At 41.6% G+C, this 24,770-nt stretch carries 23 protein-coding genes, 1 other RNA gene and 1 pseudogene; 17 read left to right on the top strand and 8 right to left on the bottom strand.

Translation table 11 applies throughout. From position 1 onward, the window contains the following. Positions 1–5: 5 nt before the first annotated feature. The 9 genes from ACVBDY_RS13370 (at position 6) to ACVBDY_RS13330 (ending at position 11,500) form a co-directional block, all read left to right on the top strand. On the top strand, positions 6–1,358 hold the full coding sequence (locus ACVBDY_RS13370; protein ID WP_447175969.1) for a RagB/SusD family nutrient uptake outer membrane protein: 1,353 nt from the start codon (positions 6–8) through the stop codon (positions 1,356–1,358). A 257-nt stretch (positions 1,359–1,615) separates the two neighbouring features. Continuing rightward, complete coding sequence (locus ACVBDY_RS13365) at positions 1,616–4,843, top strand: SusC/RagA family TonB-linked outer membrane protein (protein WP_447175968.1); 3,228 nt, start codon at positions 1,616–1,618, stop codon at positions 4,841–4,843. A gap of 11 nt (positions 4,844–4,854) precedes the next feature. After that, the gene (locus ACVBDY_RS13360) at positions 4,855–6,555 is read left to right on the top strand and encodes a SusD/RagB family nutrient-binding outer membrane lipoprotein (RefSeq protein ID WP_447175967.1); all 1,701 of its coding nucleotides are present in this window, start codon (positions 4,855–4,857) and stop codon (positions 6,553–6,555) included. A 12-nt stretch (positions 6,556–6,567) separates the two neighbouring features. Then, positions 6,568–7,578, top strand: a complete 1,011-nt coding sequence (locus ACVBDY_RS13355; RefSeq protein WP_447175966.1) for a hypothetical protein — start codon at positions 6,568–6,570, stop codon at positions 7,576–7,578. A 54-nt stretch (positions 7,579–7,632) separates the two neighbouring features. Further along, positions 7,633–8,376: a hypothetical protein gene (locus ACVBDY_RS13350; RefSeq protein ID WP_447175965.1), complete on the top strand. Its 744-nt coding sequence runs from the start codon at positions 7,633–7,635 to the stop codon at positions 8,374–8,376. Positions 8,377–8,501: 125 nt separating this feature from the next. Then, positions 8,502–9,245: a 23S rRNA (guanosine(2251)-2'-O)-methyltransferase RlmB gene (gene rlmB / locus ACVBDY_RS13345; protein ID WP_447175964.1), complete on the top strand. Its 744-nt coding sequence runs from the start codon at positions 8,502–8,504 to the stop codon at positions 9,243–9,245. Between the two features lie 65 nt (positions 9,246–9,310). Next, entirely contained in the window at positions 9,311–10,129 is an 819-nt protein-coding gene (gene kdsA / locus ACVBDY_RS13340) for a 3-deoxy-8-phosphooctulonate synthase (RefSeq protein ID WP_447175963.1), read from the top strand. A 100-nt stretch (positions 10,130–10,229) separates the two neighbouring features. Further along, positions 10,230–10,394 (top strand): YqaE/Pmp3 family membrane protein, encoded by a 165-nt coding sequence (locus ACVBDY_RS13335; protein WP_447175962.1) that lies wholly within the window; start codon positions 10,230–10,232, stop codon positions 10,392–10,394. Beyond that, complete coding sequence (locus ACVBDY_RS13330) at positions 10,394–11,500, top strand: endonuclease/exonuclease/phosphatase family protein (RefSeq protein WP_447175961.1); 1,107 nt, start codon at positions 10,394–10,396, stop codon at positions 11,498–11,500. The genes ACVBDY_RS13335 and ACVBDY_RS13330 overlap by 1 nt, the downstream gene beginning before the upstream one ends. Positions 11,501–11,517: 17 nt before the next feature. Here ACVBDY_RS13330 and ACVBDY_RS13325 read toward each other — a convergent pair whose 3' ends face one another. Beyond that, positions 11,518–12,723, bottom strand: a complete 1,206-nt coding sequence (locus ACVBDY_RS13325; protein WP_447175960.1) for an NAD(P)-dependent oxidoreductase — start codon at positions 12,721–12,723, stop codon at positions 11,518–11,520. A 143-nt stretch (positions 12,724–12,866) separates the two neighbouring features. On the opposite strand from ACVBDY_RS13325, the gene ssrA reads away from it, so the two are divergent. Then, positions 12,867–13,264, top strand: a transfer-messenger RNA (tmRNA) gene (gene ssrA / locus ACVBDY_RS13320). A 224-nt stretch (positions 13,265–13,488) separates the two neighbouring features. Here the strand turns inward: ssrA and ACVBDY_RS13315 are convergent. The 3 genes and pseudogenes from ACVBDY_RS13315 to ACVBDY_RS13305 all read right to left on the bottom strand — a co-directional run bounded on the left by ACVBDY_RS13315 (position 13,489) and on the right by ACVBDY_RS13305 (position 16,543). Beyond that, positions 13,489–15,138, bottom strand: a complete 1,650-nt coding sequence (locus tag ACVBDY_RS13315) for a SulP family inorganic anion transporter (protein ID WP_447175959.1) — start codon at positions 15,136–15,138, stop codon at positions 13,489–13,491. Between the two features lie 56 nt (positions 15,139–15,194). Next, positions 15,195–15,512 carry a DUF983 domain-containing protein gene (locus tag ACVBDY_RS13310; RefSeq protein ID WP_447175958.1) on the bottom strand — a complete coding sequence of 106 codons (318 nt, stop codon included), beginning with the start codon at positions 15,510–15,512 and terminating at the stop codon, positions 15,195–15,197. 164 nt (positions 15,513–15,676) lie between these two features. After that, a pseudogene (locus ACVBDY_RS13305) lies at positions 15,677–16,543 on the bottom strand (isocitrate/isopropylmalate family dehydrogenase). Between the two features lie 369 nt (positions 16,544–16,912). On the opposite strand from ACVBDY_RS13305, the gene ACVBDY_RS13300 reads away from it, so the two are divergent. The 7 genes from ACVBDY_RS13300 (at position 16,913) to pfkA (ending at position 21,559) form a co-directional block, all read left to right on the top strand. Beyond that, complete coding sequence (locus ACVBDY_RS13300) at positions 16,913–17,611, top strand: Crp/Fnr family transcriptional regulator (RefSeq protein ID WP_447175957.1); 699 nt, start codon at positions 16,913–16,915, stop codon at positions 17,609–17,611. 565 nt (positions 17,612–18,176) lie between these two features. Further along, complete coding sequence (locus ACVBDY_RS13295) at positions 18,177–18,320, top strand: HPF/RaiA family ribosome-associated protein (protein ID WP_447175989.1); 144 nt, start codon at positions 18,177–18,179, stop codon at positions 18,318–18,320. Between the two features lie 32 nt (positions 18,321–18,352). Then, positions 18,353–19,210, top strand: coding sequence for a universal stress protein (locus ACVBDY_RS13290; RefSeq protein ID WP_447175956.1), 858 nt, complete (start codon positions 18,353–18,355; stop codon positions 19,208–19,210). A 99-nt stretch (positions 19,211–19,309) separates the two neighbouring features. Next, complete coding sequence (locus tag ACVBDY_RS13285) at positions 19,310–19,816, top strand: DUF2231 domain-containing protein (RefSeq protein ID WP_447175955.1); 507 nt, start codon at positions 19,310–19,312, stop codon at positions 19,814–19,816. Positions 19,817–19,828: 12 nt separating this feature from the next. Then, the gene (locus ACVBDY_RS13280) at positions 19,829–20,251 is read left to right on the top strand and encodes a hypothetical protein (protein ID WP_447175954.1); all 423 of its coding nucleotides are present in this window, start codon (positions 19,829–19,831) and stop codon (positions 20,249–20,251) included. Between the two features lie 118 nt (positions 20,252–20,369). Continuing rightward, positions 20,370–20,588, top strand: coding sequence for a hypothetical protein (locus ACVBDY_RS13275; protein ID WP_447175953.1), 219 nt, complete (start codon positions 20,370–20,372; stop codon positions 20,586–20,588). Beyond that, positions 20,585–21,559, top strand: a complete 975-nt coding sequence (pfkA, locus tag ACVBDY_RS13270) for a 6-phosphofructokinase (RefSeq protein ID WP_447175952.1) — start codon at positions 20,585–20,587, stop codon at positions 21,557–21,559. Before ACVBDY_RS13275 ends, pfkA begins: the two co-directional genes overlap by 4 nt. Positions 21,560–21,597: 38 nt before the next feature. Here the strand turns inward: pfkA and ACVBDY_RS13265 are convergent, their stop codons facing one another. From ACVBDY_RS13265 to ACVBDY_RS13250, 4 genes are all read right to left on the bottom strand, one after another. Continuing rightward, positions 21,598–21,987, bottom strand: a complete 390-nt coding sequence (locus ACVBDY_RS13265) for a DUF302 domain-containing protein (RefSeq protein ID WP_447175951.1) — start codon at positions 21,985–21,987, stop codon at positions 21,598–21,600. 81 nt (positions 21,988–22,068) lie between these two features. Then, the gene (locus ACVBDY_RS13260; protein WP_447175950.1) at positions 22,069–23,442 is read right to left on the bottom strand and encodes an MBL fold metallo-hydrolase RNA specificity domain-containing protein; all 1,374 of its coding nucleotides are present in this window, start codon (positions 23,440–23,442) and stop codon (positions 22,069–22,071) included. After that, complete coding sequence (locus ACVBDY_RS13255) at positions 23,439–24,293, bottom strand: PDDEXK family nuclease (RefSeq protein ID WP_447175988.1); 855 nt, start codon at positions 24,291–24,293, stop codon at positions 23,439–23,441. The genes ACVBDY_RS13260 and ACVBDY_RS13255 overlap by 4 nt, the downstream gene beginning before the upstream one ends. Before the next feature lie 43 nt (positions 24,294–24,336). Beyond that, positions 24,337–24,732, bottom strand: a complete 396-nt coding sequence (locus ACVBDY_RS13250) for a hypothetical protein (RefSeq protein WP_447175949.1) — start codon at positions 24,730–24,732, stop codon at positions 24,337–24,339. Between the last annotated feature and the right edge of the window lie 38 nt (positions 24,733–24,770).

Here is a 24,770-nt window from a genome sequence, read left to right as displayed (position 1 = left end):
TGATGATGAAAAGATATAAAATATATTTCCTTACCACCTTTTTACTAGGAATAATGGTTTCCTGCGAAAAAGAGTTAGATTTTGACCCCGAACAAAGCATTCCCAACGAAACAGCTTTGTCCAGTTCGGAAAATATCCTGAACCTTCTTACCGGGGCATATGAAAGAACAGGACGGGGGGATTCTTACGGAGGGCGCTTACAGATACTGTCCGACCTTTATGGTTTTACCGATCAGGCTACCTGGACGGGGACGTTTCAACAACCAAGGCAAGTCTATATTAAGAACGTACTTGTTGATAACAGTTTTGTAAGGGATTTTTGGGGTAATGCATACAGGGTTATTAATATGACAAACCTTATCATTGATAATATCGACATTGTTGATGAAGATCTCCGGGTATCCGTCGAAGGAGAAGCCAAGTTCCTCAGAGCTCTTTCCTATTTTGATCTCGTAAGGCTTTTTGCCACGCATTATGAGTCGGGACAAACTAATTCACAACCAGGCGTACCCCTTACTTTAGAAGGAATAATTGACTACGATGCCAATCTTGCCATTGCAAGAAATACGGTAGAAGAAGTCTATTCTGAGATATTAGCCGACCTTAACGATGCTTATGAAGCCTTACCTCCTGAGAACTCTTATTTTGTAGATAAATATGCTGCCAAAGCGCTACTTGCCAGGGTATACCTGCAACAAGGGAATTTTGAAGATGCCTTAGATGCTGCCAATGAAGTGATTACAGACAGCAACCGTATTCTTGCTCCCGCTTACGCGGCCGCTTTTAATAATGATGCAAATTCCGTAGAAGATATTTTTTCCATACAGGTAACGTCCCAGGATGGGACCAATCAACTTATTGTTCATTATGCCGAGGAAGTTTTCGGAGGTCGCGGAGGAGATATTGAAATAAATGACGAATACATAGCCATGTTTAATGATGAGAATGACGAAAGAGCAAACTTTTTTTACGGAGGAACCAGTGGGGCCAACTTAACTTCAAAATACACTAACCAATTCGGAAATATCCCCGTAATTCGTCTGGCAGAAATGCATCTTATCCGTGCCGAATGTAACCAAAGACTCGGGTCCGAAACAGGGGATTCTCCACTTGACGATATAAATGCCCTTCGCGAAAGGGCAAATGCTTCCTTAAAAGTATCCGTAGACCTGGAAGATATATTACTGGAAAGAGAACTGGAACTGGAATTTGAAGGTTTTCTTATCCATGACCTCAAAAGAACAGAAAGATCTATAGGGGAAATCCCTTATGATGATAATAGACTGGTATACCCAATTCCTCAAAGGGAAATGGACGTAAACCCTCTCCTGGAACAAAATGCAGGATACATGAATTAAAATAATCAGTTTTCCACTTCTAAACTGCCCTACATAAAGGGCAGTTTTTTTTACTCCTAATCAGAGGTATTCCCCCACACATAAAATATCAAATCATCAGCTTAACAACACTTATTTCACTTCATTAATAATTTTTCCTGCAACATATTAACATGTGTATAAATAACATATTATTTTAAGTTAATTTAACAAATTATTTGCATATATAATTCTGTTTTTGGAATTTTATTCACAACTAATTCAAATAATAATAAAACATGAAAACAAAGTTCAGCATCATTTTAACGCTGTTACTGGCGTTTACTGTGCACCTATCTCATGCGCAGGAAAAAACGATTTCAGGGACGGTTACCGGTCAGGATGGTTTGCCCCTCCCCGGGGTTAACATTGTAGTTAAAGGCACTACAAGTGGCACCCAAACTGATTTTGACGGTAACTACACTATCAATGCAAGTGTCGGGCAAGCCCTCTTGTTTACTTATATAGGTCAGCAGGATACAGAACGTGTGATCGGCGCAGAAAACATCATAAATGTCCAAATGACGGAAAGCGCTCAGGCTTTGGATGAAGTGATTGTTACCTCCCAGGGAATTAAAAGGGAGAAGAAAGCTCTGGGTTATGCAGTTTCTACTGTCGGCTCCGAAAATCTCGAACAAAAAGCAGAGGGAGATCTGGGGCGCGTGCTTAACGGGCAGGCTTCCGGCGTTCAGATCAATGCTACCAACGGCATGTCCGGTTCGGGTACCAATATGATTATCCGCGGATACACTTCAGTAACCGGAGGTAACCAGCCACTTTTTATCGTAGACGGAATACCTTTCAATTCCGGCACTAATGCCCAAGGGGATTTTGTGGATGGTAACAACGGTTCCAGCCGGTTTATAGACCTCGATCCGAATAGCATTGAAAGTATTTCTGTTTTAAAAGGTTTAGCAGCATCCGCTCTCTACGGTACGGCCGGGAGAAATGGCGTTGTACTTATTACCACCAAAAACGGGGCAGCGGGAGGAGGAAACGAAAAATTTGAAATCACCGTAAACCAATCCGTATTTTTCAACGAAATAGCTTCCCTCCCCGATTATACTGACAAGTACGGAGGAGGATTTGACCAGGCTTTCGGATGGTTCTTCAGCAACTGGGGACCTTCTTTTTCCAGTACCAATCCGAACGATTTTGGTAGTGCTTTTATGGGTTTTGACAATGATGGTACTCCACTAATAAACAACCCTACTCAAAATAATAGTGTTCTTGCATCCCATTTTCCCGAATATGCAGGAGTGCCCTACCGCTATCAATCTTATGATGGTGTCAAAGATTTTTTCCGTACAGGAACCGTACTGAATACTTCTGTAAACGTCGGCGGGCAGTCCGAAGACGGTAAAATAGCCTATAACGCCAATTTCGGTCATCTGGACGACCAGGGATTTACCCCGGGTAACTCTCTCAAAAGAAATACTTTCGGTATTGGCGGAAAAGTAGAACTGTCGAACAACTTCACCATAAATGGTACCCTAAACTATTCCCGAACCGATTTTATCTCTCCTCCTGTGGCGGCAAGTGCGGGCAATGGCGCTTTCGGGGAAAGTTCGTCCGTATTCGGCCATCTCTTCTTTACACCACGAAGTATTGACCTGATGAACCTGCCCTATCAAAGCCCTGTAGACGGACGAAGTGTGTACTACCGGGGAGGAAATGACATACAAAACCCCAGGTGGACCGCCGCCAATGCATTTGGTAACCAGTATACCAACCGGATGTATGGTAATGGGACCGTAACCTATAAAATAAGCGATAACCTCAACGCATTTTGGCGAACAACTATCGATTTCTTTACCGAACGTAATGAAAGTGGTCAAAATAAAGGTGGCGCCGAAGGACCTTTATTGGGTCGGTATACAACGTATGACAACAAAAATACAACCTGGGACCACACATTTCAACTGAACGGTAACTATCTGATTACCGAAGATATCGACATATCGTTTAATGTGGGAGGAAATGCCAGAAGAATTGAATTTTCCCGTCAGGGAGTACAAAGTGACCAACAAAAGGTATTTAATATCTTCAGACATTACAACTTCGAATCCCAAACTCCGATCCAATCGGATTCCGAACAAAACATCGTAGGGCTCTACGCACAAGCGGAATTGGGCTATAAAAATTATGCGTACCTGACCCTCGTCGGGCGAAATGACTGGGTATCCAACTTTGCCGCTGACAACCGGAGTATATTTTATCCCAGTGCAAGTATCTCCTTTATACCTACAAGCGTTTTTGAAGGGTGGAGCAATTTTGACGGGCTCAACTTCTTAAAGATACGTGCCGGATACGGGACCTCTGCGGGTTTTGCCGGGGCCTACCCCATCTTTTCCGGTCTTGACCTCAACACGCGCGAATTTATTATCGATGGTACCCTGGTCACTTCCAATACTGTTGCAAACGGACTTGGAAATACCAGCCTGAAACCGGAAAGGGTCTCCGAACTGGAACTAGGGGTAGAATCCAGATTTATACAAAACCGGATAAGTCTCGATGTTTCCGTTTACCGGAAGACCACTACCGACCTTATCACCAGTCGCCCTCTGGATCCCGCAACCGGATACACATCTACATTCACCAACATCGGAGAAATACAGGTAAAAGGTATCGAAGCTGATTTATCCTATGCCATATTCCGCAATGAAGGAGAAGGTTTTAACTGGACTATCTCCGGAAACTTTACGACCGACGAAACTACGGTCACCAGCTTGGGAAATGATACGGATAATATTCGTATCACACCGGAAAGTAATATTACCGTAGGGACTTCTGACCTGGGAAACTTTGCCGTAGAAGGAAGGCCATTCGGTGTTATTATGGGAAACAGGGTACTACGTGATGAAAACGGCAACCTCACGGTGGACAGTGGCGGTATGTATATAGCAGAAGCCGGGCTCTTTGAAATAGGAGACCCCAATGCCGACTGGAGACTTAATGTCAACAATAATTTCCGGTACAAGAATTTCTCTCTAGGAATGAGCTGGGCTTATCGTCACGGAGGAGATATCTATACCAATACCGTTTCCGCATTGGTAGGTCGCGGATTGGTAACCGATACGGAAGATCGTGAAAATACTTTTATACTTCCCGGGGTAAAAGAAGATGGGACACCAAATGATATCCAGGTAAACAACTCCGACTTTTATTTCTCCAACATCGCTTTCGGTCCCAGTGAATTGCAGATATACGACGGGAGTATATTACGCCTTCGTGAAGTTTCTCTCGGGTATTCCCTCCCGGAAAGAATGCTCGAAAAAACACCTTTCGGCACGGTAAGTATCACCTTTAGCGGACAAAACCTGTGGTTCAGGGCATTCGGAGTTCCGAAAAGCACCAATTTCGACACGGAATCCATGGGAACGGGCGTAGGAAACAGCTTCGGACTGGAATTTCTTAACGGCCCCAGTTCCAAAAGATACGGAATGTCTATAAAAGTAACCTTCTAAAATATACGACCATGAAAATGTGGAATCACAAAATAATAACAGCAATCCTTTCACTAGGAGTATTATTTTCCTGTGAAACAACGGAACTGGACCTTACCGAAGATCCCAACCAGCTCCCGCCGGGTGAAGCTTCTGCAGATTTTTATCTTAACAGAATACAGGTAGACTTTGCAAAAATCACGGATGAGGAAGTAGATGACGGCCTGGGAAGTGTAGCCGCCGGAGTAACCCGCCTCGGATGGATGGGAACCCGGCAATACCTGCAAGCCTACAGCCCCTCTGATTTTGATCAGGAATGGAGGACAGTATATTCTTCCATGCTGACCGATATTTATGCCTTATACCCGATGGCAGAGGAAAATGAACTTAAAAAGCACATCGCCATGTCTAAGGTTTTCGAATCTTACGCCATTGTAACCATGGTAGATTTTTTCGGAGAAATACCTTATAGCGAAGCTATTAAGGGAGCCGAAAATTTCAATCCTGCTCCCGATTCCGGGGCTTCCATATACCAGGCAGCGCTCAGTCTGCTGGACGAGGCCATTGTACTCTTCCAGGATGATGATTACCTGGCCGACCCGGAATTTGATATGTATTATGACAACGACTGGGATAAATGGGAAAAACTCGCCAATTCCCTTAAAATACGTATTTATGTACAACAACGCCTGGTAGACGACACCGCTATTGACAATATTAATGGTATAGTTAATACCGGAAATTACATCTCCGATATTTCCGAGGATTTCCAGTTTCAATGGGGACGGAATATTGTTAATCCGGACAGCAGGCATCCACGCTATATAGGCAACTACAAATCAACCGGGGCCGAAAGCTACATGTCCAACTGGTTGATGAACTATATGCAGTCTGACAAAGTAGGAAACGCTACATCCACTTTCGAAAAACCCGATCCGAGAATGCGATATTATTTTTATCGTCAAAGCCCCACTACTCCCGGTAACGGAGCGCCACCCAATCAGCAGGACCTTACCTGTAGCGTTGAGCCCACTCCACAACACTACTTGAATGGAGGCTTCTCGTTCTGTAATCTGCCAAATGGTTACTGGGGAAGGGACCACGGGGATAATGACGGTATCCCACCCGACGGAAACAAAAGAACTACCTGGGGCGTATATCCCGCAGGAGGACGATTTGACGACAATGCCTTCGAAGCCGTAGATATAAGCCAGGGAGCTGGTGGTGCCGGTATAACTCCCATATTCCTGAGTTCAACCCTCGATTTTTTACTCGCGGAAATAAGTTATGAAACTGGTGATGTCGCAGGAGCAAAAGATTACATGCTTTCCGGTATTCAAAAATCCTTCTCCAAAGTAAGAAGCTTTGGCGAACTGGACACTTCCGCAGACCTGTCTCTCGCCGCTCCCTTAACCGACGATCAGGATTATATGGACGAAGTAGAAGAACTGTATGACGCTGCAACCGGAGACGATAAATTCAATATTATAGCTAAAGAGCTTTGGGTTACGCTTTTTGGCAACGGTATCGACGCCTATAACTTTTACAGGAGGACAGGTGCTCCTTATGACCTGCAACCCAATCTGGAGCCAAATCCGGGAGGATTTATCCGGTCGTTCCTTTATCCTGCCGCTTATGCTAATAACAATGCCAATATAAGCCAGAAATCCAATGTAACGACCAGAATATTCTGGGACATCAACCCTGAAGAAAATTTTCCCGTTGCTAACTAAAAAAAACGAATCATGAAAAAATATCCGAATACATTACAGTTTCTGTGCTTGTTATCGGTCTTTATCTTCTCCTGTGACGGGGATAAGACCGTAGACATGGTATACAACGAAATGACCAGGGGGGCCATTCTCCGGACCATAGACATTGAATCCGATGAAACCCCTTATAATTATGATACCTCTCAATTTGAAAACTCTTCCTTTACTATTGTTCTGGAAGAAATGGACTACGAAGACGGAACACTTCTTCAGGAAGTAAGGGCATATATAAGGTTTCAGGACAATACAGATCTGGAAAGCACTCTGGATGAAGGCATATCCACCGATGAGGTCTTATTTACAACTATCCCTGCTTCCGAATTTGCCACCGGTGATGACGGATTACCAAGGTATACATTCTCCATTACGGTAGATGAAATGATAGCCACCACAGGCATTGATATTACCGAAGTAAAAGGAGGTGATAACTGGATCGCTAGCTTTGAACTTGAACTCACGGACGGACGTATATTCAACAAGTCTACCGTAGGCGCTACGGTTTCGGGTGGTGCATATTTTGCTTCACCTTTTACCTATACCATAAACATACCATGTGTGATCACAGAGAGCCTGGCCGGATCTCATTCTTTTGAAACTACCGGGACCTTTATCGGTACGGTATCGGATTTCCCCGGAGAATGTACCGAAACAACCATTAGTGGCACCGTGAACTGGGGAGATTCAGACACCCCGGGTTCCTATTCCACCTCCGACTTAAGCTTCGGTTTGTATCCCTGCTACGGCACGAATCCGGACACAGAGAGTGGAGCAAGCATCAATTGGGTATGCGAGGGACTCGAAATAGTACGAGGCGAAGTAGAAGAAGGAGATGATGAAAAACCCGCGTACTCTTATATGATAACCAATGTTTCAGGACCGGAAATGACTATAGAATGGTCTAATTCCCTCGGCGAAGGAGGAACCACGATAGTGACCCGTGAAAATGGCGAAGACTGGCCCGATATATTCCTGGAAAATAACTGATCCTTATAATACGGAAGGGGCCTTACAGCCCCTTCTTTGTTTTTATCCCTTATCATGTATTTCTCAAAAACACGAATAATCGCTATCCTATCCTTTCTCCCGTTTCTACACGTTCAGGCGCAAGATGTCTTTAACCGTGCTCAACCGGCAAACCGTTTTACGGAAGATCTTCGGGTGATCAATCAAACGCAGGAGATCCTTCGGCGGGTGCATCCGTCAGAAAATAATAAAAATAAGACTACCGATATTGTAGGGACAGCCTACATGGATGAAAATTTTGCCTTGGGAACTATTTATTATCGCGACACCATTATTGGCAAATATCCTCTGCGTTACAATGTTTACGCCGAAGAATTCGAATTACTTCACGACAACGACACCTATTCGGTTTCAAAATCGAGTGATGTAAAGATTATCTGCAACGGCCGCATTTTCCTGTACAGATTCTACCTGAATAAAAATATAAGGGAATTCGGTTATTTTGAAATCATAGTACCTAACGACAGCTGTGTACTTCTGAAAAAACACAGAAAAATACTCACCGAATCCAGACCAGCGATAACCAGTTTTGATGTGGATGTCTCCGCCCGGTTTGTAAATATGGAAGATTTCTTCATTTTATTGAATAACAAGGAGATTTTAGAGATCAAACCCAAGAACAGCGCTATCATAAAATTATTCCGGACAAAAGGTATAAACCTGAAACCATATCTCAGGGAAAATAACCTGAATATAAAAAGGATTTCAGATCTTACCCGGGTGATTGGTCATGTAGAAACATTATTCCGGAAGGACTAAACCCAGCCATGACCACCCTTTCCCCCTGCCTCTTAAAATTGTCAGTAAAGGAGGCTCCTTGATACAATCATCGAATTGCTTTATACCCTGTAGAAAGAACAGCTTCTTTTTCATACCTTTGCCCCATGCAAAAAGACGATCAGATATTCGGTATCAGGGCAGTAATAGAGGCCATTAATGCCGGAAAAGCCATTGACAAGGTCTTCATCCAAAAAGGGCTGAAAGGCGCGCTATTCTCGGAGTTGGAAACCCTGCTCCGCAAAGAACAGATAAACGCATCATATGTTCCCCTGGAGAAACTAAACCGGCTTAGCAAAAAAAATCATCAGGGTGTTATTGCCAACATATCGCCGGTGGAATTTCATTCCCTGGAAAACCTGGTTATGAATACCCTCGAATCCGGAGAAACACCTTTCTTTCTCCTTTTGGACCAGCTTTCGGATGTGCGCAACTTCGGTGCTATCATACGCACTGCCGAATGCACCGGGGTGCATGGTATCATTGTTCAGAACAAAGGCGGAGCTCCCATAACGGCCGATACGGTAAAGACCTCCGCCGGAGCGGTATTTAATGTACCTGTTTGCCGGGTAGATCATATAAAAGATGCCGTATTTTATCTCCAGGCTTCCGGTATACAGATCATTGCCGCTACCGAAAAAACCGAAGATACACTTTACGACCTGCAACTGAACACTCCCCTGGCTATTGTTATGGGGGCTGAAGACAAGGGAATTTCACCTTCCGTTCTGAAATCGGCAGATCATCGGGCCAAACTCCCTATGTACGGTACCATCGGTTCGTTGAATGTTTCCGTTGCCTGTGGCGTTTTTTTATATGAAGTAATACGGCAACGAAAAAATAACCTCTAAATTAGTGATAGTAGAATGATATCCCTTCCAGGGTATCCCGGATTCAGAAATAAAAAAGTACTCCCATGAAAATAGAAGCGATCCCACAAATAAAATATACCGATGCCAACAACTTTTTTCTCCTTGCCGGTCCATGTGCCATAGAAGGAGAAGAAATGGCCATGCGCATTGCGGAAAAAGTAGTAAGTATTACCGACAAACTACAGATACCCTACGTATTTAAAGGAAGTTTCAAAAAAGCTAACCGCAGCCGCATAGACAGCTTTACCGGTATCGGCGACGAAAAGGCCCTTAAAATACTCCGGAAAGTATCTGATACCTTCCACATTCCTACCATTACGGATATTCATGAAATAGATGATGCCACTAAAGCCGCAGAATATGTAGATATCCTCCAGATCCCTGCATTTCTTGTTCGCCAGACCGACCTGGTGGTTGCCGCTGCAAAAACGGGAAAGACCATAAACCTGAAAAAAGGACAGTTTATGAGCCCGGAAAGCATGAAACATGCCGTACAGAAGGTCCTGGACAGTGGTAATGAACAAGCGGTAATTACCGACAGGGGTACGATGTTCGGGTACCAGGACCTGGTCGTAGATTTCCGGGGGATTCCAACCATGCGGCAATATGCCCCGGTTGTGCTGGATATTACCCATTCGCTCCAGCAGCCTAATCAAACTAGTGGGGTGACCGGGGGAAGACCGGATATGATCGAAACCATAGCCCGTGCAGGTGTGGTTAACGGTGTCGACGGATTGTTCCTTGAAACCCACTTCGATCCGGCCAATGCCAAAAGTGACGGAGCAAACATGCTTCATCTCGATCACCTGGAAAAATTATTGACTAACCTGGTTGCCATCCGAAAAACAATAAACTCCCTTTAACAGGTATTGCTATTGATGAAAGTATGCACATATATTAGTTGTCTTATCAGACAAAAAAAGCTATCTTAGTTTAAACAAATCTTATAAATTTTAAAAAGATATGAGTATTCTGAGAATAATATTTGCAATTATCCTCCCTCCTTTGGGTGTATTCCTTACCGTAGGCCTCAAAGGTGCTTTCTGGTTGAATATTCTTTTAACCCTCTTAGGATTCCTTCCGGGTATCATTCATGCCATTTGGGTCATTGCAAAACACGATAGATAGTGCAGATACCAGAAATAACGGCCATTGTGCTTTCTTCCGCTTTTACCATTTTTACTCTCGCCCCACTCCTAAAGTGGGATGACTGGTGGATACGTATATTTGATTTCCCAAGGCTTCAACTATGGCTACTGGGAATGACGGCACTTGTTCTATCTCTTTATTTCTGTCATTACACCGCGCCGTTTCCCTTCATTCTCACGGGAGCCGTAATACTTGGAATTATTTACCAGATGACAAAGATTTTGCCGTATACACCTTTTTTCAAAAAGGAAGTAATTCGGTATAAAGGTAAAAAAGATGATGACAACCGTATTTCGCTGCTGGTTAGCAATGTATTAACGCCTAACAGGAATTCCGACAAACTCATCAGACTCATACGTCGGAAAAAACCTAACATGGTACTTACCCTGGAAACTGACTCCTGGTGGGAACAACAACTAGATATACTTGAAAAAGATTATCCTTACACTGTTAAAATCCCATTGGATAATTTATACGGTATGCATCTGTATTCCAACCTGGAACTGGAAGATGCCAAAACCATGTACCTGATAAAAGATGATATTCCTTCCATAGAATCCTATGTAAAACTCCCTTCCGGAAAGAAGGTTAAGATATACTGTCTTCATCCCATGCCGCCCAGTCCCACAGAAAGCGACACATCTACAGACAGAGATGGAGAATTATTGCTTGTTGGTGAAAAAGTAAAAAAAGCCGAAAGGACCACTCTTGTTTTCGGAGATCTGAATGATGTGGCCTGGTCCTATACAACCATACTTTTCCGCAAAATAAGTGGTTTGCTGGACCCCAGAATAGGCAGGGGAATGTTCAGCACATTCCATGCCGGTTATTTTTTCCTCCGATGGCCGTTAGATCATGTATTCCATTCGAAGGATTTTATGCTCAATGAAATCCGTAGATTGCCGGGGGTAGGATCAGATCATTTTCCCATATATGCCGATTTCCAATTTCGCTCACTTGCAGAGAAAGTACAGGAAGAACCGGAAGCCGACAGTGAAGACAAAGAGTTGGCCCGTGAAAAAATAGCCAAGGCAGACCCTATCGTCAAGACAGAAAAAACACAATACAGGGCAACCTCTGGCTGAACCCGGAAAGTGCTCCCCTATTTTCCGTTCACATAATCCTGCAAATAGGCATAACGATCGGTCAAACGTCCTTCTCTAGTCATTCGCGCACGCTCCAGTACACCGTCTTTATCATCATTAAAAAAAGCAGGTATGACATATTCCATAAACATATCCCCGAACCCTTCACTGGCATCTTTGGGTAATTCACAAGGCAGATTATCTACCGCCATTACCGCTATGGCAGTTTCCTGCCTGAAATCTGTCTCCGATCCGGTTTGAGGATCATAGCCGTAAACAGGATCTTCAATGGTAGACGCACGAACGGTAGAAGCCACCGGGCCGTCTATATCACAACTTATATCCGCTACAACCCGAATATTAAATTCCGGGGACATCGCATCTTTACGGGTGAATATATCGGGAGCCCCCTGCCCGTGAAAATGTCCTGCTATGTATAGGTCCGTTACGCGGGCAAACCTCATGAAATCCGATTCATATTCCTGCGGATGCTTATAAAAATTCTGAATAGAAGCGGGTTCTCCGTTTTTCCTTTTATTATACTCCAGTACATCTATCCGGCAATATACCGGATGTGAAAAGTCCTGCTGGTTCAGATACGTCTCATAACCTACCTCTTTAAGCCCCATACCATCCAGCATTTCTTTGACACCGCCGCCTACTCTTCCCTTCCCGGTAAGCAGTATTTTTATATCGGGCAACTCGATCTTTTTCAAAACTTCAATCAAAGCCAACTGATCCGGAAGTGTCTCGGCTTTAGGGATATCGTAAAGACCCGATTTTAATCCATAAGCCCTTATTCCATTATATGCCCCTACAATTCCCGCATAACGTCCGAATGCCACCAATCGCCGTCCATTACGCCCTGTTATTACCTCGTGGTCGTATAATTCTATGTTTTTATCCAGGATAGCCTGTAATAATTTGCGGTTATACGGTTGTTTTTTAATAGTATGTGAAAAGAAAAAATATTTTTTATCACGGATCAAAGCATCCACCGGGACCTCTTTCACACCCAAAAGTATATCACAATCCGTAACATCATCCGTAACAGGAAACCCGGCTTCTTCATAATCTTTATCCGAAAAAACCCGGATGTCCGAGCTTTCTATATATAATTCTACCTGCGGAAACTGTTCTCTCATTCGTATACAGGCAGTCGGAGACAATACCACCCTTTTATCCGGAGGATTTTTTCTTTCCCTGATTATTCCAAACTTCATATAATTATATTTTTATAACTCTTTGGCATACTATTTGTTTCAAATGTAACTGTTGTGATTATTTCCCGCAAGATTTTCTGCGAATAATTTTTTGCAGTATCTTTGCGGTTTCGTATATTATTTTACGATGTTCTTTACATACTGGGGTCGACTGGTTTTGACAGCGGGTCGAATTGAAATGTAAGCATGCAGAGCGCTGGGATATAGCTCTTAAATCTCATATTTCACACCTTTTAAATGGCGAGAATAACTACGCTCTTGCTGCATAATCTGAATTCATAGTAAGATTAGCCACGTTTCCGCAAGGCGGAAAAGCAGGATGTCTCCGGATAGCCCTTGTTGACGGCGGTCCGCAAGGAGGCACCATAAAAGTCAACATAGAGATATTGTAGCTTCGGCAATATTTTAAAATTTAAGAAGCTAAGCACATGGTAGGCGGTTTTCGGTCAGCCTTGTGTCGAAAAACAAACGAAAACTAAGCATGTAGAAAGCTTTTTAATTGCCTGTTTGGACGAGAGTTCGATTCTCTCCGACTCCACAAAAAATCCCCTGTAAACACTAGGTTTGCAAGGGGGTTTTGTTTTTTATACTAATAATTTTTCTGACGGAACCCAATTATTGCATTAAGTAACAATTTTTGGTTTAGAGGTCATCGATACCCATATTATTCAAAAAACACAATCGATAAAAAGGGTAGGGAAACTTTAAAATTGATTTTTGTAGACTTCCCGTCCTTTTAGTTTTCTGAAGGGTTTAGGTATAATACTACAAATTTTCTTTGGCTCTATTAATGGCCGTACGAATGTCTTCAACAACAAGATCAGTTTCTATAAATGAGAATATTCCGTTTTTTTCAAAATCTTTCCTCAGGGTTTTCCTAATACCAGAAATTATTACTTTTATTTTTCGAGCTTTATAGATTTTTATTATTTCTTTGATGCTCTGGTATCCCGTAGCATCTATTAATGGTACGTAGCGCATTCTAATAATGACCACTTTGGGCTGTATATGAGTATTCGTAATGGTTTCCTGGAATTGTCTGGCCGCCCCAAAAAACAGAGGGCCGTTAATTTCATATAAAACAACTCCTTTGGGTATATCCAATAGTTCTTCATCAAAAAGATGTTCTCTATTTTCATTAACAGAGGAAAAATCCTGAATATGTACAGATTGGCTCATTCGCTTCATAAACATAAAACTGGAGAGCACTATTCCAATTTCTATGGCTATTACCAAATCAAAGATGATAGTAAGAAAAAAAGTAGTAAGTAAAATAATAATATCCATTCTATTACCTTTTAGCATAGCCCTGAATTGTTTCCACTCACTCATATGGTACGCCACAACAATTAAAATACCAGCAAGACAAGACATGGGTATTAGCTTGGCATAGGGTGCAAATAACAGCATGATTGACAATAAGACCAAAGCATGAACAATACCGGCAATAGGCGTCCTACCTCCGTTTTTTACATTGGTTGCAGTTCTTGCAATGGCGCCTGTGGCAGGGATGCCACCAAAGAGAGAAGATATAATGTTTGCTGCTCCTTGTGCCACTAATTCCATATTTGAACGGTGTTTTCCTCCAATCATGGAATCTGAAACCACAGCAGAAAGCAGTGATTCTATACTTCCTAATATAGCAATGGCAAATGCTGGCTGAATAAGAGCCTGAATAGTATCAAAATTAACCTTCGGAATATGTGGTAACCCTAACTGGTTTGGAATATTCCCAAAATTGCTTTCAATAGTATCTACCGGAATTTCAAATAGTTCTACTACTATAGTAGATATTAATATGGCCATAATAGACCCTGGAATTTTTTTTATTATTTTTTGGGAATAAAACGTAATAAATATGGTTATAACTGCAATACAAATAGCATACCAATTGATTTTGTGGAAATTATTAAAATACACCACCCATTTATCTATAAAATCTACGGGAACTTTAGCGATGTGCAATCCAAAAAAATCATTAATCTGAGAAGAAAAAATAATGAGTGCAATCCCACTTGTGAAACCTACAATGAGAGAATACGGGATGAATTTTAGTAAATTTCCTAACCGCGCCAATCCAAATCCAATCATGATAAAACCGGCCATAAAAGTAGCGATCGTTAACCCACTTATCCCGTTTTGTTGAACAATACCATAAATAATAACAATAAAGGCTCCTGTTGGCCCTCCAATTTGAACCCGGCTTCCTCCAAAAGTCGAAATAACTATTCCTGCGATAATTGCTGTTAAGATTCCTTTTTCAGGAGAAACACCAGAAGCAATGGCAAAAGCAATAGCCAATGGTAAAGCAACTATCCCCACTATTAACCCCGAAAGAATATCTTTTGTTAAAGTCCCTTTTGATATCCCCTGTTTTAATAGAGAAAATAATTTCGGTACAAATTCTTTGTGCATTGGTTTACGGATTAATTATTTTATAATTGTTCTATTTAAACGTTTATTATAATTTATCACTTTGTTGTATAATTTATAATCATATTGAGTAAAATAGCTCTTGCAATGGGCATTAATGGAATCTGTAACATAAAACTAAAGAGTATAATGAATGGGGAAAGAAATTTGAAAAAGCTGTCAATGCTATCCAATAAAAATCCCAAGAGTATCAATGGGATAAAAATGATAAGCACTATAGGATAACTGATCCATAAGGCAGCTGTATAAAATCCTGGTTCCAACTTAAAATCCTGCTTACAGTGTGGGCATTTATCGGGCATTTCCAAAATTCTTGAAAACACAAATAGTCCCGGATTACTGAATAAATTTCCCATTTGGCAACGTGGGCATTTCGATCTTAAAATACTGTACAGCTTGGTTCCCTTTTTCATTGACTATCCTGTAATTTGTACTGAACAACCTTTCCCCGGATGGATTTAGATATTGTTAACAATCGCTTTTCCAAATTCAGAACATCTAAGTAATATGGCATCTTCCATCAAACGTTCAAAATCATAGATAACCGTTTTTTATGGATAGCTCCATTCAGTCCTTTTACCATAAGGTCTGCGGCTTCTTGCCAATCTAAGTATTCCAGCATCATTACCCCGGAAAGGATTTCAGAGGAAGGGTCTATCTTATCTTGATCTTTGTACTTGGGTACTATACCATGTGTGGCTTCGAATATCGAAACACCGGTACTATAATTTATATTTGCCCCGGGTGCTATGCCGATTCCTCCTACAATGGCAGCCAAAGCATCAGAAATATAGTCCCCGTTTAAATTTAAGGTCGCAATGGCGTCATATTGATCGGGCCTCAAAATGATCTGTTGCAAAAATGCATCAGCAATAACATCCTTTATGATTACCTGGTGTCCATTCTTGTCAATAACCTGCCAAGGGCCTCCTTCATAATCCTTTGCGCCAAATACATCTTTGGCCAATTGATAGCCCCATTCTTTGAACTTGCCCTCGGTAAATTTCATGATATTGCCTTTATGGACGATGGTGACAGACTCTTTTTTATTGTCAATGGCATATTACCTAACGTTCCGTACCTTGTTTTGAAACGGGTTTAATTCCAATGGATACTGTGTCAGGAAAGCGGATTGCAGTGACATCCATCTCATTTATCAGGAAGTTTTTACCTTTTCAAGTTCAGGGGTACCATTCATCCATTCTATTCCTGCATAAATATCTTCTGTATTTTCCCTGAAAATAACCATATCCACTTTTCCGGGATTCTTTACAGGGGAAGGCACGCCTTCATACCATTTTACGGGTCTTACACAAGCATACAGATCGAGTTGTTGCCGTAAAGCCACATTGAGGGAGCGCATACCGTCACCTATTAGTGTTGTCAATGGTCCTTTAATGGCCACAAGGTATTTCTCAATATTTTTGACAGCGTCTTCGGGCAGCTACTCTCCAGTTTTTTCAAAGGCCTTTTTAACTGCATATACTTCTTTCCATTTGATTTTCCTATAATCACCATATGCCCTGTTAACAGCAGTATCAATGACTAATTTTGTAGCTTTCCAAATATCCGGCCAGTGCCATCACCTTCAATAAATGGGATAATAGGTTTATTTGGAACATATAATTTTCCGTTAACAAGATTAATTTTGCTTTTATTCACACCAAATTAAACTGAACACAAATATATAATAAATGTTATTTTAATAAACAATATTTGTTATATAATAATTTTGGTTTTATTATATATTTGTCCTATGAAAAATTTTTATTCGCAATTTGATTTTCAAAGTGATCTGCTGTTTGAAGCATTAAACTCTGCTGAAAAAAAATTAATTTATGACGCTATGGAGCCCTTAATCATAAAGAAAGGAAGTCTCTTGTTTTATGAAGGGGGGGTGCCCACGGGTATCTTTCAAATCAAGAAAGGAAAAGCAAAAAAATTTAAGCGTAGTTTTTCCGGCACAGAACAAATTTTTTATATCTACACAAATGGCGATGTATTAGGGTATCACGCCTTATTTGGAGAAGAACGTTATCAGGATTCCTGTGAAGCACTGGAAGATCTGGAAGTGAATTTTATAACTAAAGATGTTTTTTTCGGGTTATTGCAGGATATTCCTGCTTTGCAACAAACTTTTACAAAAAACATTGGCCACGAGTTTGGAGTTCTTGCCAATATAATAACTATGCTAGCCCAAAAAAACCAAAATGCCAGATTGGCTATTAATTTACTTATTTTAGAAAATCGGTTCCAAAAGCAATATAAGGAACATAAGGGTATTGATTTAACACGGGAAGATTTAGCCAATATTGTTGGCACCTCACCCGAAAGCTTGGGAAGAAGCTTAAAACAGTTTAAAGACGAGGGTATTATTGTAGTAGATAAAAGAGTTATTTATATAAAAAATAAAAATTTAATATTTCAGCTGTTAAATATTAATCTGAGCTTGTGAAGAATTTTTTTTAAAGTCTAACCTTTTTTTATAAGTATTTCTGCCAGCTGCAAAATCCTATAAGGAAGGGGTTTTACATATCCCTTTACTATTTCAATCCCCCTTTTTACAGCAATTCTTGCCATTTCTTCAAAAGGTTAGACTCTTTCTGTGTCCCCAGAGGGGTAGCAAATCTTCCAGTGATACTTCTACCACGGCAATATTTACTCCCGGATACTATATCACATTATAATGTTTTGTGGAACTAACCATTCTACATTTTCCTAATTACAACTCAAGTACATCAAATTTATCACTCCCCGACTTCCAGCGACATGACATTCATCATTTCTTAACCCGTTCCCGATCCTTTTCTTTACAGAAGAAAAAAAAACTCTCCGGTTTTAACCGGAAATCAGGCGAAAATTGAACAACATTCAATAAAACAACACGTAAAAATGAAAACCGACAAAAGCATTGAAGCACTCACCGTGAAAAAACTGCACTTCATCACCAAAAAATATGACTGGGTGATTAAAGCCAATGTTTTTTTAAACAAGACCCGTCTTCCGACGGCAAGGGCAAGATCTGTGATATCCGGATCAGCGCACCAGGGCCTGAGATATTTGCATCTTCTAATGACGCATCCTTTGAGGTTTCATTGGCAGAAACATTAGATAACATAAGAAAACAATTGAATAAAAGAAAACACCAAATGAGTCCCTGTTGATAAGACTTTTAAAACTGCTAAAAATAAATATAATGAAACGAATCCTCCTTCCCACAGATTTCTCAGACCATGCGCAGAACGCCATGGCCTATGCTACGGAGCTTTATAAACACGAAGAATGCATGTTTTATGTGTTGAACGTGTTTAGGGTTTACGGTTATTCCACTATCAACATAATGTATCCCGAACCTGGAAACCCCGCTTATGATGCCGCCTTCAACGAAAGCCGGAAAAATATAAATGATACCATACGCCGGTTGGTCTTTGCCAAAAATCCAAAACATTCTTTCGAAGGTCTTTCCAAAAATAATTTTCTTCTCGATGCCATAAATCACCTGGTAGAAGAAAAAGGTATCGATATGATAGTTATGGGAACCAAAGGTGTTAAAAATGCCAGGGGAATACATTACGGGAGCAATGCCGTAACCGTTATGGAAAAAGTTACGGCCTGTCCGGTCATAGCCATACCTCTGCAGGCTGAATTTATGGGGTACAGGGAGATTATATTTCCCGCTTCATACGAAATTGCATATAAGAAAAGTGAAACAAGACTGCTATTAACCCTGGCCAGAGAGTTTAATTCCAACATATGTATACTGCACATTAAGGAAAACGAGGAATTGACCGAAAACCAGGTAGAGAACAGGAGATTACTGGAAGAAGACCTGACCGATACAAAATATACCTTTCATTCCCTTACCAATATAGAGCCTGCCGTAGGAATAAGTTGTTTCGCCGAAAGCCGCAATGCTGATCTCATTGCCCTGATAAACCGTAAGCACGGTTTTTGGTACAGGATAAAGGAAAAATCAGTGGTAAAAGGCGTAAGTTTCTATTCCAGGACTCCTATTCTTGTGACACATGTTCAAAATCGCCCTGAGCAACCATAGCAAAATATGTGCTCCCTGCTTGTCCGGGACAAATATTTTCCAAATATGATATATCTCATAGAACAGTATACTTTAACACTTTAGCTTAGTAAATAAAAAATGAATCCGACTCATATACATTTATTGATTACACACTTAGCCATCTATGGGTGTGTACTGGGGGCCATAGTCTTGTTATACGCCCTGTGGTCAAAAAGCGATCATACCAAAATAGCTGCATATATCCTGTTTATTATATCCTCAGTAGGAGCAGCCATAGCATACGTGACCGGTGAATCTGCAGAAGAAACTGTCGAAAATATCCCGGGGATTGATCTAAACCTGATTGACCGACACGAAGACTTTGCTTCAATTGCATTAATTGCACTGATCGTACTGGGTATTGTATCCGTTGCGGGCATATTTGTCACTTTAAAAGTACAATCCTTCAAAAGAACTACTGCCCTGATTGTTCTGTTTATTTCTCTCATAGATTTTGGAATAATTGTCAGGACCGGTTATCTGGGTGGACAGATACGACATTCCGAGATCCGGGACCAATCCCCTGTTAATGAAACAAATGAAATGGAGACAACCCAACAACACTCTTCAGTCAACTTCCAATAACACTAAGGAATTATGAAACCACTAGTTATACCGACGTTTATTATGTTTCTTTTTTTCATGATTACCGGATGTTTTCGGCAGGAATCATTATCCCCGGAGGAAATCCTCAGTAATGAGCAATTACGCAAGGAAATTATGGCCATTATCAACAATAATTCCGAAATGACCATTGAAATGACGGAACTTATCAGCAAGAATAAGTTTGCCATACACCTCTTGGAAAACGACAACAGAATGATCCGCAATATGCTGGAAAACAATCAGGAGGTAGCAAAAGGGACCATGCAACATCTTATTGATATAATGCGTAAAGATAGTGTATTTTGTGAAAATATGAGTTTTATGATGATGAACGATGAACACATGCGCACCGTAATCTGTAATATGTGCGATTGTTCTACGGATAGTGATGAGGATCATAAAAACACTCATTGATGGGTATTACAAAACAAACCGTTCCGGTACAGAATCGGGAAAAATACACTTCATAGGTCGGATATAGAAAAAATGCTGGGGGCGAGAAAGAAAAACGAGGATCATTAATATAATTGTCATGCAACAACCAGGAAAAATTCAAAATGACATTTACGCTCTTTTAACAAAAATCGAAGAAGAGTATCCCGAACTGTACCAGTTCCTAGACGAAAACCCCATAACTATTCCGTATATGGAGCACCCGCAACTGGACAATGAAATTTTTTCCCGATATTTAGATGACCTAAAACATTTACTGTATCATTACGAACATGGTCATCAAAAGATCAGAGCATGAAGAAAATTGCCATATTAACTTCGGGAGGGGACGTTCCTGGCTTGAATGCGTGCATCAGAGCCATAGTAAAAGCCGCTTCTTATCATAACATAAGTATTTTGGGAATAAAAGGAGGATTTGAAGGTATGATCACCGGAGACTTTATTCCACTGGATCCTCTCGAAATAAATCATATTATACATCTTGGGGGTACTATTTTAAAATCTTCCAGAAGTGCCCGGTTCAAAACCGAAGAAGGACGCAAAATAGCTTACCACCAGCTCAGGAAAGAGGGAATAGATGCCCTTATACTCATTGGCGGTGACGGTTCACTAAAGGGAGGTCTCATATTTTGCGAAGAGTATAAAGACATTCCGATCATGGGTATCCCGAAAACCATAGATAACGATATTTCCGGAACAGACTATTGCATAGGTTATGACACCGCCCTTAACACTGCCATGCAGGCCATAGACAAAATAAGGGATACCGCCGAATCTCATGATCGTATCTTCATTGTAGAAGTGATGGGAAGGGATGCCGGCTATATTGCTTATGGCACAGGAGTGGCTTCCGGAGCAGATGGCATCCTGATTCCCGAAACCACGGCCGACCTGGAATATTTACAACGCAGTTTTGCTAAAGACAGGAACATCAAAAAAACATCCCTTATCATCGTTGTAGCGGAAGGCGATGAAAGCGGGGGTGCCATCACCATAGCAGAAAAGGTTAAAAAACATGCGGCGGGAAGGGATATCCGGATATCTGTTCTGGGGCATATTCAACGGGGAGGTTCCCCTACCGCTTTTGACAGGATACTTGCGGCCAGGCTAGGGGTTGCAGCCGTTGAAACCTTGTTAAAGGGAGCAAAGAACAGCATGGTAGGCATTATAAAAAATGATCTTTTCACAACGCCGCTTGCGGATATAAAAAACAGGAATATGAATATAGACAAAGATGCGCTGAAATTCCTGGAAATATTAACAACATAAGCGATTTTGCCTTCGGATAAACCAATGGTCCGTTATGATTACAACATATCTATAACTCTTTGCAACTTATTTTTCACCTCTTCCGCTATACCGGCAAGTACAGTATTTCCGACCCCCTGCATGGAAATAACAGGATCAACAGCTGCTACTTCCACTAATCCGGGTGCTTTTTGCTGTACCACCACATTACATGGCAGCATTATGCCGATCTTATCTTCTTCCTGCAAGGCTTTGTACGCAAAGGTCGGGTTACAGGCGCCTAATATTTTATAATTCTTAAAATCTACACCCAACTTTTTTCTAAGCGTTTCCTTGATATCAATTGTGGTGAGTACGCCAAACCCTTCTTCTGATAGTTTTCCGGTAACCTTTTCAACGGCTTCATCAAAAGAGATATCCTTCAGTATTCTTCCATAATAATATTTCATGACAGCATTTTTATTTTGTTATTTATTTTCTGCACTATTCAGTGATTCTTCGGGTCTTTAGGACCAACAGGAAAAATGGTATTAAAACAACAGGGTCACAACCTCGTTGTGTTTCGGGATACAGGTATTCCAGGAGTATACTTCTTTTATTTTCTCCTCAAAAACCCGTGCGCTTTCCGGTTCTCCGTGGATGAGAAAAACTCTTTCCGGATTTCCTTTGATTTCAGATAGCCAATCCAATAATTCCTTTTGGTCTGCATGAGCAGAAAGGGAATCCAAACACTCTATTTTTGCCCGTACAGGATAATATTTACCAAAAAATTTAATTTCCTTCGCCCCTTCCTGAAGCTCCCTTCCCCTGGTCCCTTCGGCCTGGAATCCTACCAAAAGTACGGTTGTGCTTTCCTCATCTATTAGCTGTTTTAAATAGGTCAGCACCCTTCCCCCGGTGACCATACCGCTCCCGGCAATCACTATTTTGGGCTGGGTATTGTCTATGACATTCCAGGTTTCCCGGTAAGAATCCACAATTTCCACATAGTTTAACACAGATCTGAATTCTTCTTCACTTACCTTATGCCAGTCCGGATACTGCAGAAAAACCTGCAGGACTTCCTTGCCCATTGGACTATCTATTACTACCGGGATACGGGGTATTTTATTTTTTTCATACATTTTCCACAACAGAACGATCAGTAGCTGTGTTCGTTCCACGGCGAAACTTGGAATAATAAGGTTCCCTCTTTTGTGTATAGTTTCATGGATCATGGAAGCGAGTATCTCCCGGGCGTCTTCCCCGGAATGGTGCCGGTCACCATAGGTGGTTTCCAAAAAGAGATAATCGGCCTTATCCGGTTTATTGGGATCAAACAAAAGCAGGTCGTCCGGCCTGCCGATATCTCCGGAAAACACAAAGCGTTTGCCATATATGTCCATTTCTATAAACGTCGCTCCCAAAATGTGACCGTTATACCGGAACCGCACAGCAATATCCCCGGATAAATGTATCCAGTGGTCACGGGGTTGTGCTTCCATGTATTGCAGTGTCTTTTCCACATCCTCCTCCGTATATAACGGCAGGGCCGGATGATGCCTGGAGAATCCCTCTTTATTGGCCCGCTCGGCATCTTCTTCCTGTATTTTAGCACTGTCTTTTAATATAATCCGGGTTATGGCCAGTGTAGGTACAGTACCGTATATCTTACCTTCAAATCCCTGTTTTATCAACCTGGGCAAATATCCCACATGATCCAGATGACCGTGAGTCAGGAGTACAAAATCCAGCTCCGCCACGTCAAAATTCAGTTCCTGCCAGTTCAGTTCCCGCCATGCCTTGGCTCCCTGGAACAATCCGCAGTCAATCAGAACTTTCAGATCTGAAGTCTCTACCAGGAATTTGGAGCCCGTAACAGTACCGGCAGCTCCCAGGAAATGTATTTTAACCTCTTTTTTCATTCTGCTACGTGATTTACATTACACAACTCGCATATTTCCCGGAGTATATTCTTCTTCCGCTTTTCGGAAACGCCTATATGATCAAGCATAAAGGATTCTTTGTGCAGATCCCTGCATAGCACGATCCCTTTGTCCAGTAAAAACTGTTTTTCCCGTTTCGTCATTAATGTAGAAGATGTGACAGGATGCAACCCAAGACGGTCTATTCTGTCCTTCAGACTATTTTCTTTCGGATGGTCCCAGCTCAACAAATATAGTCCGGCACATTGACCATATTGCAGGGCATCGGAAGTAAAACGGGTATTGGTTACCACCCAGGGTTCGGTCAAGTCATTTTCTCCATTTTTCTTCCAGGCACTGTGTATGTCCACAAACCTAGAATGGATATACAAGGGAATTTTAACATTGCATTTCCGGCCCTGTTCGCTATGAAATTTGCACTCGACAAGGGTAACTGTTCCGTTCTTGCCTGCGAATACATCAATCTCATGGTTCACGCAGGTTCCCGGAACTATCTTTCCTATTTCATTTTCATAACCCGAATAACGTAACACCGCTCCAATGAACTTTTCAAACGGAAAACCCGTAGGCCCCAGTTCGAAAATCGCCTTCTTAAGTTTGTATTTAGACGCAAATACCGGCGTGTCTTTTCGAAGCATGGCAAAAGCCCGGTTATAAATTTCCCTGGTGGAAATACCAAGGTAAAGTTCATTGTGAACCGTTCGGATAATATGTTCTATAAGCTGACCTCCCGCCCCGGTATGCTTCAGGGAAGCGCGGAGTTTCTCATAAGAAAAATCGGCTTGCTCTCCCGAGGCTTTTGTAATTGTAAACGATTGGGTATGGTCCATATTTCCGGCGAGGTATTGTGATCTTATCTTTTTAGCTATAGTATCAGCCACAGTTTGCGGAGACAAAAAAATTCCGGACCAGTGCTCTCACCTGATTTTCTGTCATACTATCGGCCTTCTCTATACATTTTACTTTTTCCCTTAACGGCTTGTGATCGCTTTCCAGGTATTCGGCAAATTTATGCCCTACAGCCCCGGGGCCGTAAATAGCAATGGCCTCCGCATCGTTAATCTTCGCTGCCAGGTGCTCAAAATATCTTTTCATCTGGTGCTTCCTCCTTTCCGTATACTTGCTGTCCTGAACCACATCTTGTGGTCCCCAGCGCGTTTTGGAACGCGATCCGCCCACTGGCCGGTAGGATTCTATTTTTGAAATCACCGTTTCCATTTTTTCATCCCCCTTTTCCATGGTGACGAGATGGGCCTTTCTTCTGTCCATCCAAATACCGATATTCCTCATAAGACTCTGATTTTAAG

The sequence above is a fragment of the Sinomicrobium halophytocola genome, from assembly GCF_052983395.1.
This window is presented reverse-complemented; position numbering and strand designations above follow the sequence as displayed.

What these genes read in the sequence shown, in the direction of transcription:
- ACVBDY_RS13370 (WP_447175969.1), top strand. Translation starts at nt 6, where the DNA reads ATGAAAAGATATAAAATATATTTCCTTACCACCTTTTTACTAGGAATA.
- ACVBDY_RS13365 (WP_447175968.1), top strand. Translation starts at nt 1,616, where the DNA reads ATGAAAACAAAGTTCAGCATCATTTTAACGCTGTTACTGGCGTTTACT.
- ACVBDY_RS13360 (WP_447175967.1), top strand. Translation starts at nt 4,855, where the DNA reads ATGAAAATGTGGAATCACAAAATAATAACAGCAATCCTTTCACTAGGA.
- ACVBDY_RS13355 (WP_447175966.1), top strand. Translation starts at nt 6,568, where the DNA reads ATGAAAAAATATCCGAATACATTACAGTTTCTGTGCTTGTTATCGGTC.
- ACVBDY_RS13350 (WP_447175965.1), top strand. Translation starts at nt 7,633, where the DNA reads ATGTATTTCTCAAAAACACGAATAATCGCTATCCTATCCTTTCTCCCG.
- rlmB (WP_447175964.1), top strand. Translation starts at nt 8,502, where the DNA reads ATGCAAAAAGACGATCAGATATTCGGTATCAGGGCAGTAATAGAGGCC.
- kdsA (WP_447175963.1), top strand. Translation starts at nt 9,311, where the DNA reads ATGAAAATAGAAGCGATCCCACAAATAAAATATACCGATGCCAACAAC.
- ACVBDY_RS13335 (WP_447175962.1), top strand. Translation starts at nt 10,230, where the DNA reads ATGAGTATTCTGAGAATAATATTTGCAATTATCCTCCCTCCTTTGGGT.
- ACVBDY_RS13325 (WP_447175960.1), bottom strand. Translation starts at nt 12,723, where the DNA reads ATGAAGTTTGGAATAATCAGGGAAAGAAAAAATCCTCCGGATAAAAGG.
- ACVBDY_RS13315 (WP_447175959.1), bottom strand. Translation starts at nt 15,138, where the DNA reads ATGCACAAAGAATTTGTACCGAAATTATTTTCTCTATTAAAACAGGGG.
- ACVBDY_RS13310 (WP_447175958.1), bottom strand. Translation starts at nt 15,512, where the DNA reads ATGGGAAATTTATTCAGTAATCCGGGACTATTTGTGTTTTCAAGAATT.
- ACVBDY_RS13300 (WP_447175957.1), top strand. Translation starts at nt 16,913, where the DNA reads ATGAAAAATTTTTATTCGCAATTTGATTTTCAAAGTGATCTGCTGTTT.
- ACVBDY_RS13290 (WP_447175956.1), top strand. Translation starts at nt 18,353, where the DNA reads ATGAAACGAATCCTCCTTCCCACAGATTTCTCAGACCATGCGCAGAAC.
- ACVBDY_RS13285 (WP_447175955.1), top strand. Translation starts at nt 19,310, where the DNA reads ATGAATCCGACTCATATACATTTATTGATTACACACTTAGCCATCTAT.
- ACVBDY_RS13280 (WP_447175954.1), top strand. Translation starts at nt 19,829, where the DNA reads ATGAAACCACTAGTTATACCGACGTTTATTATGTTTCTTTTTTTCATG.
- ACVBDY_RS13275 (WP_447175953.1), top strand. Translation starts at nt 20,370, where the DNA reads ATGCAACAACCAGGAAAAATTCAAAATGACATTTACGCTCTTTTAACA.
- pfkA (WP_447175952.1), top strand. Translation starts at nt 20,585, where the DNA reads ATGAAGAAAATTGCCATATTAACTTCGGGAGGGGACGTTCCTGGCTTG.
- ACVBDY_RS13265 (WP_447175951.1), bottom strand. Translation starts at nt 21,987, where the DNA reads ATGAAATATTATTATGGAAGAATACTGAAGGATATCTCTTTTGATGAA.
- ACVBDY_RS13260 (WP_447175950.1), bottom strand. Translation starts at nt 23,442, where the DNA reads ATGAAAAAAGAGGTTAAAATACATTTCCTGGGAGCTGCCGGTACTGTT.
- ACVBDY_RS13255 (WP_447175988.1), bottom strand. Translation starts at nt 24,293, where the DNA reads ATGGACCATACCCAATCGTTTACAATTACAAAAGCCTCGGGAGAGCAA.
- ACVBDY_RS13250 (WP_447175949.1), bottom strand. Translation starts at nt 24,732, where the DNA reads ATGGACAGAAGAAAGGCCCATCTCGTCACCATGGAAAAGGGGGATGAA.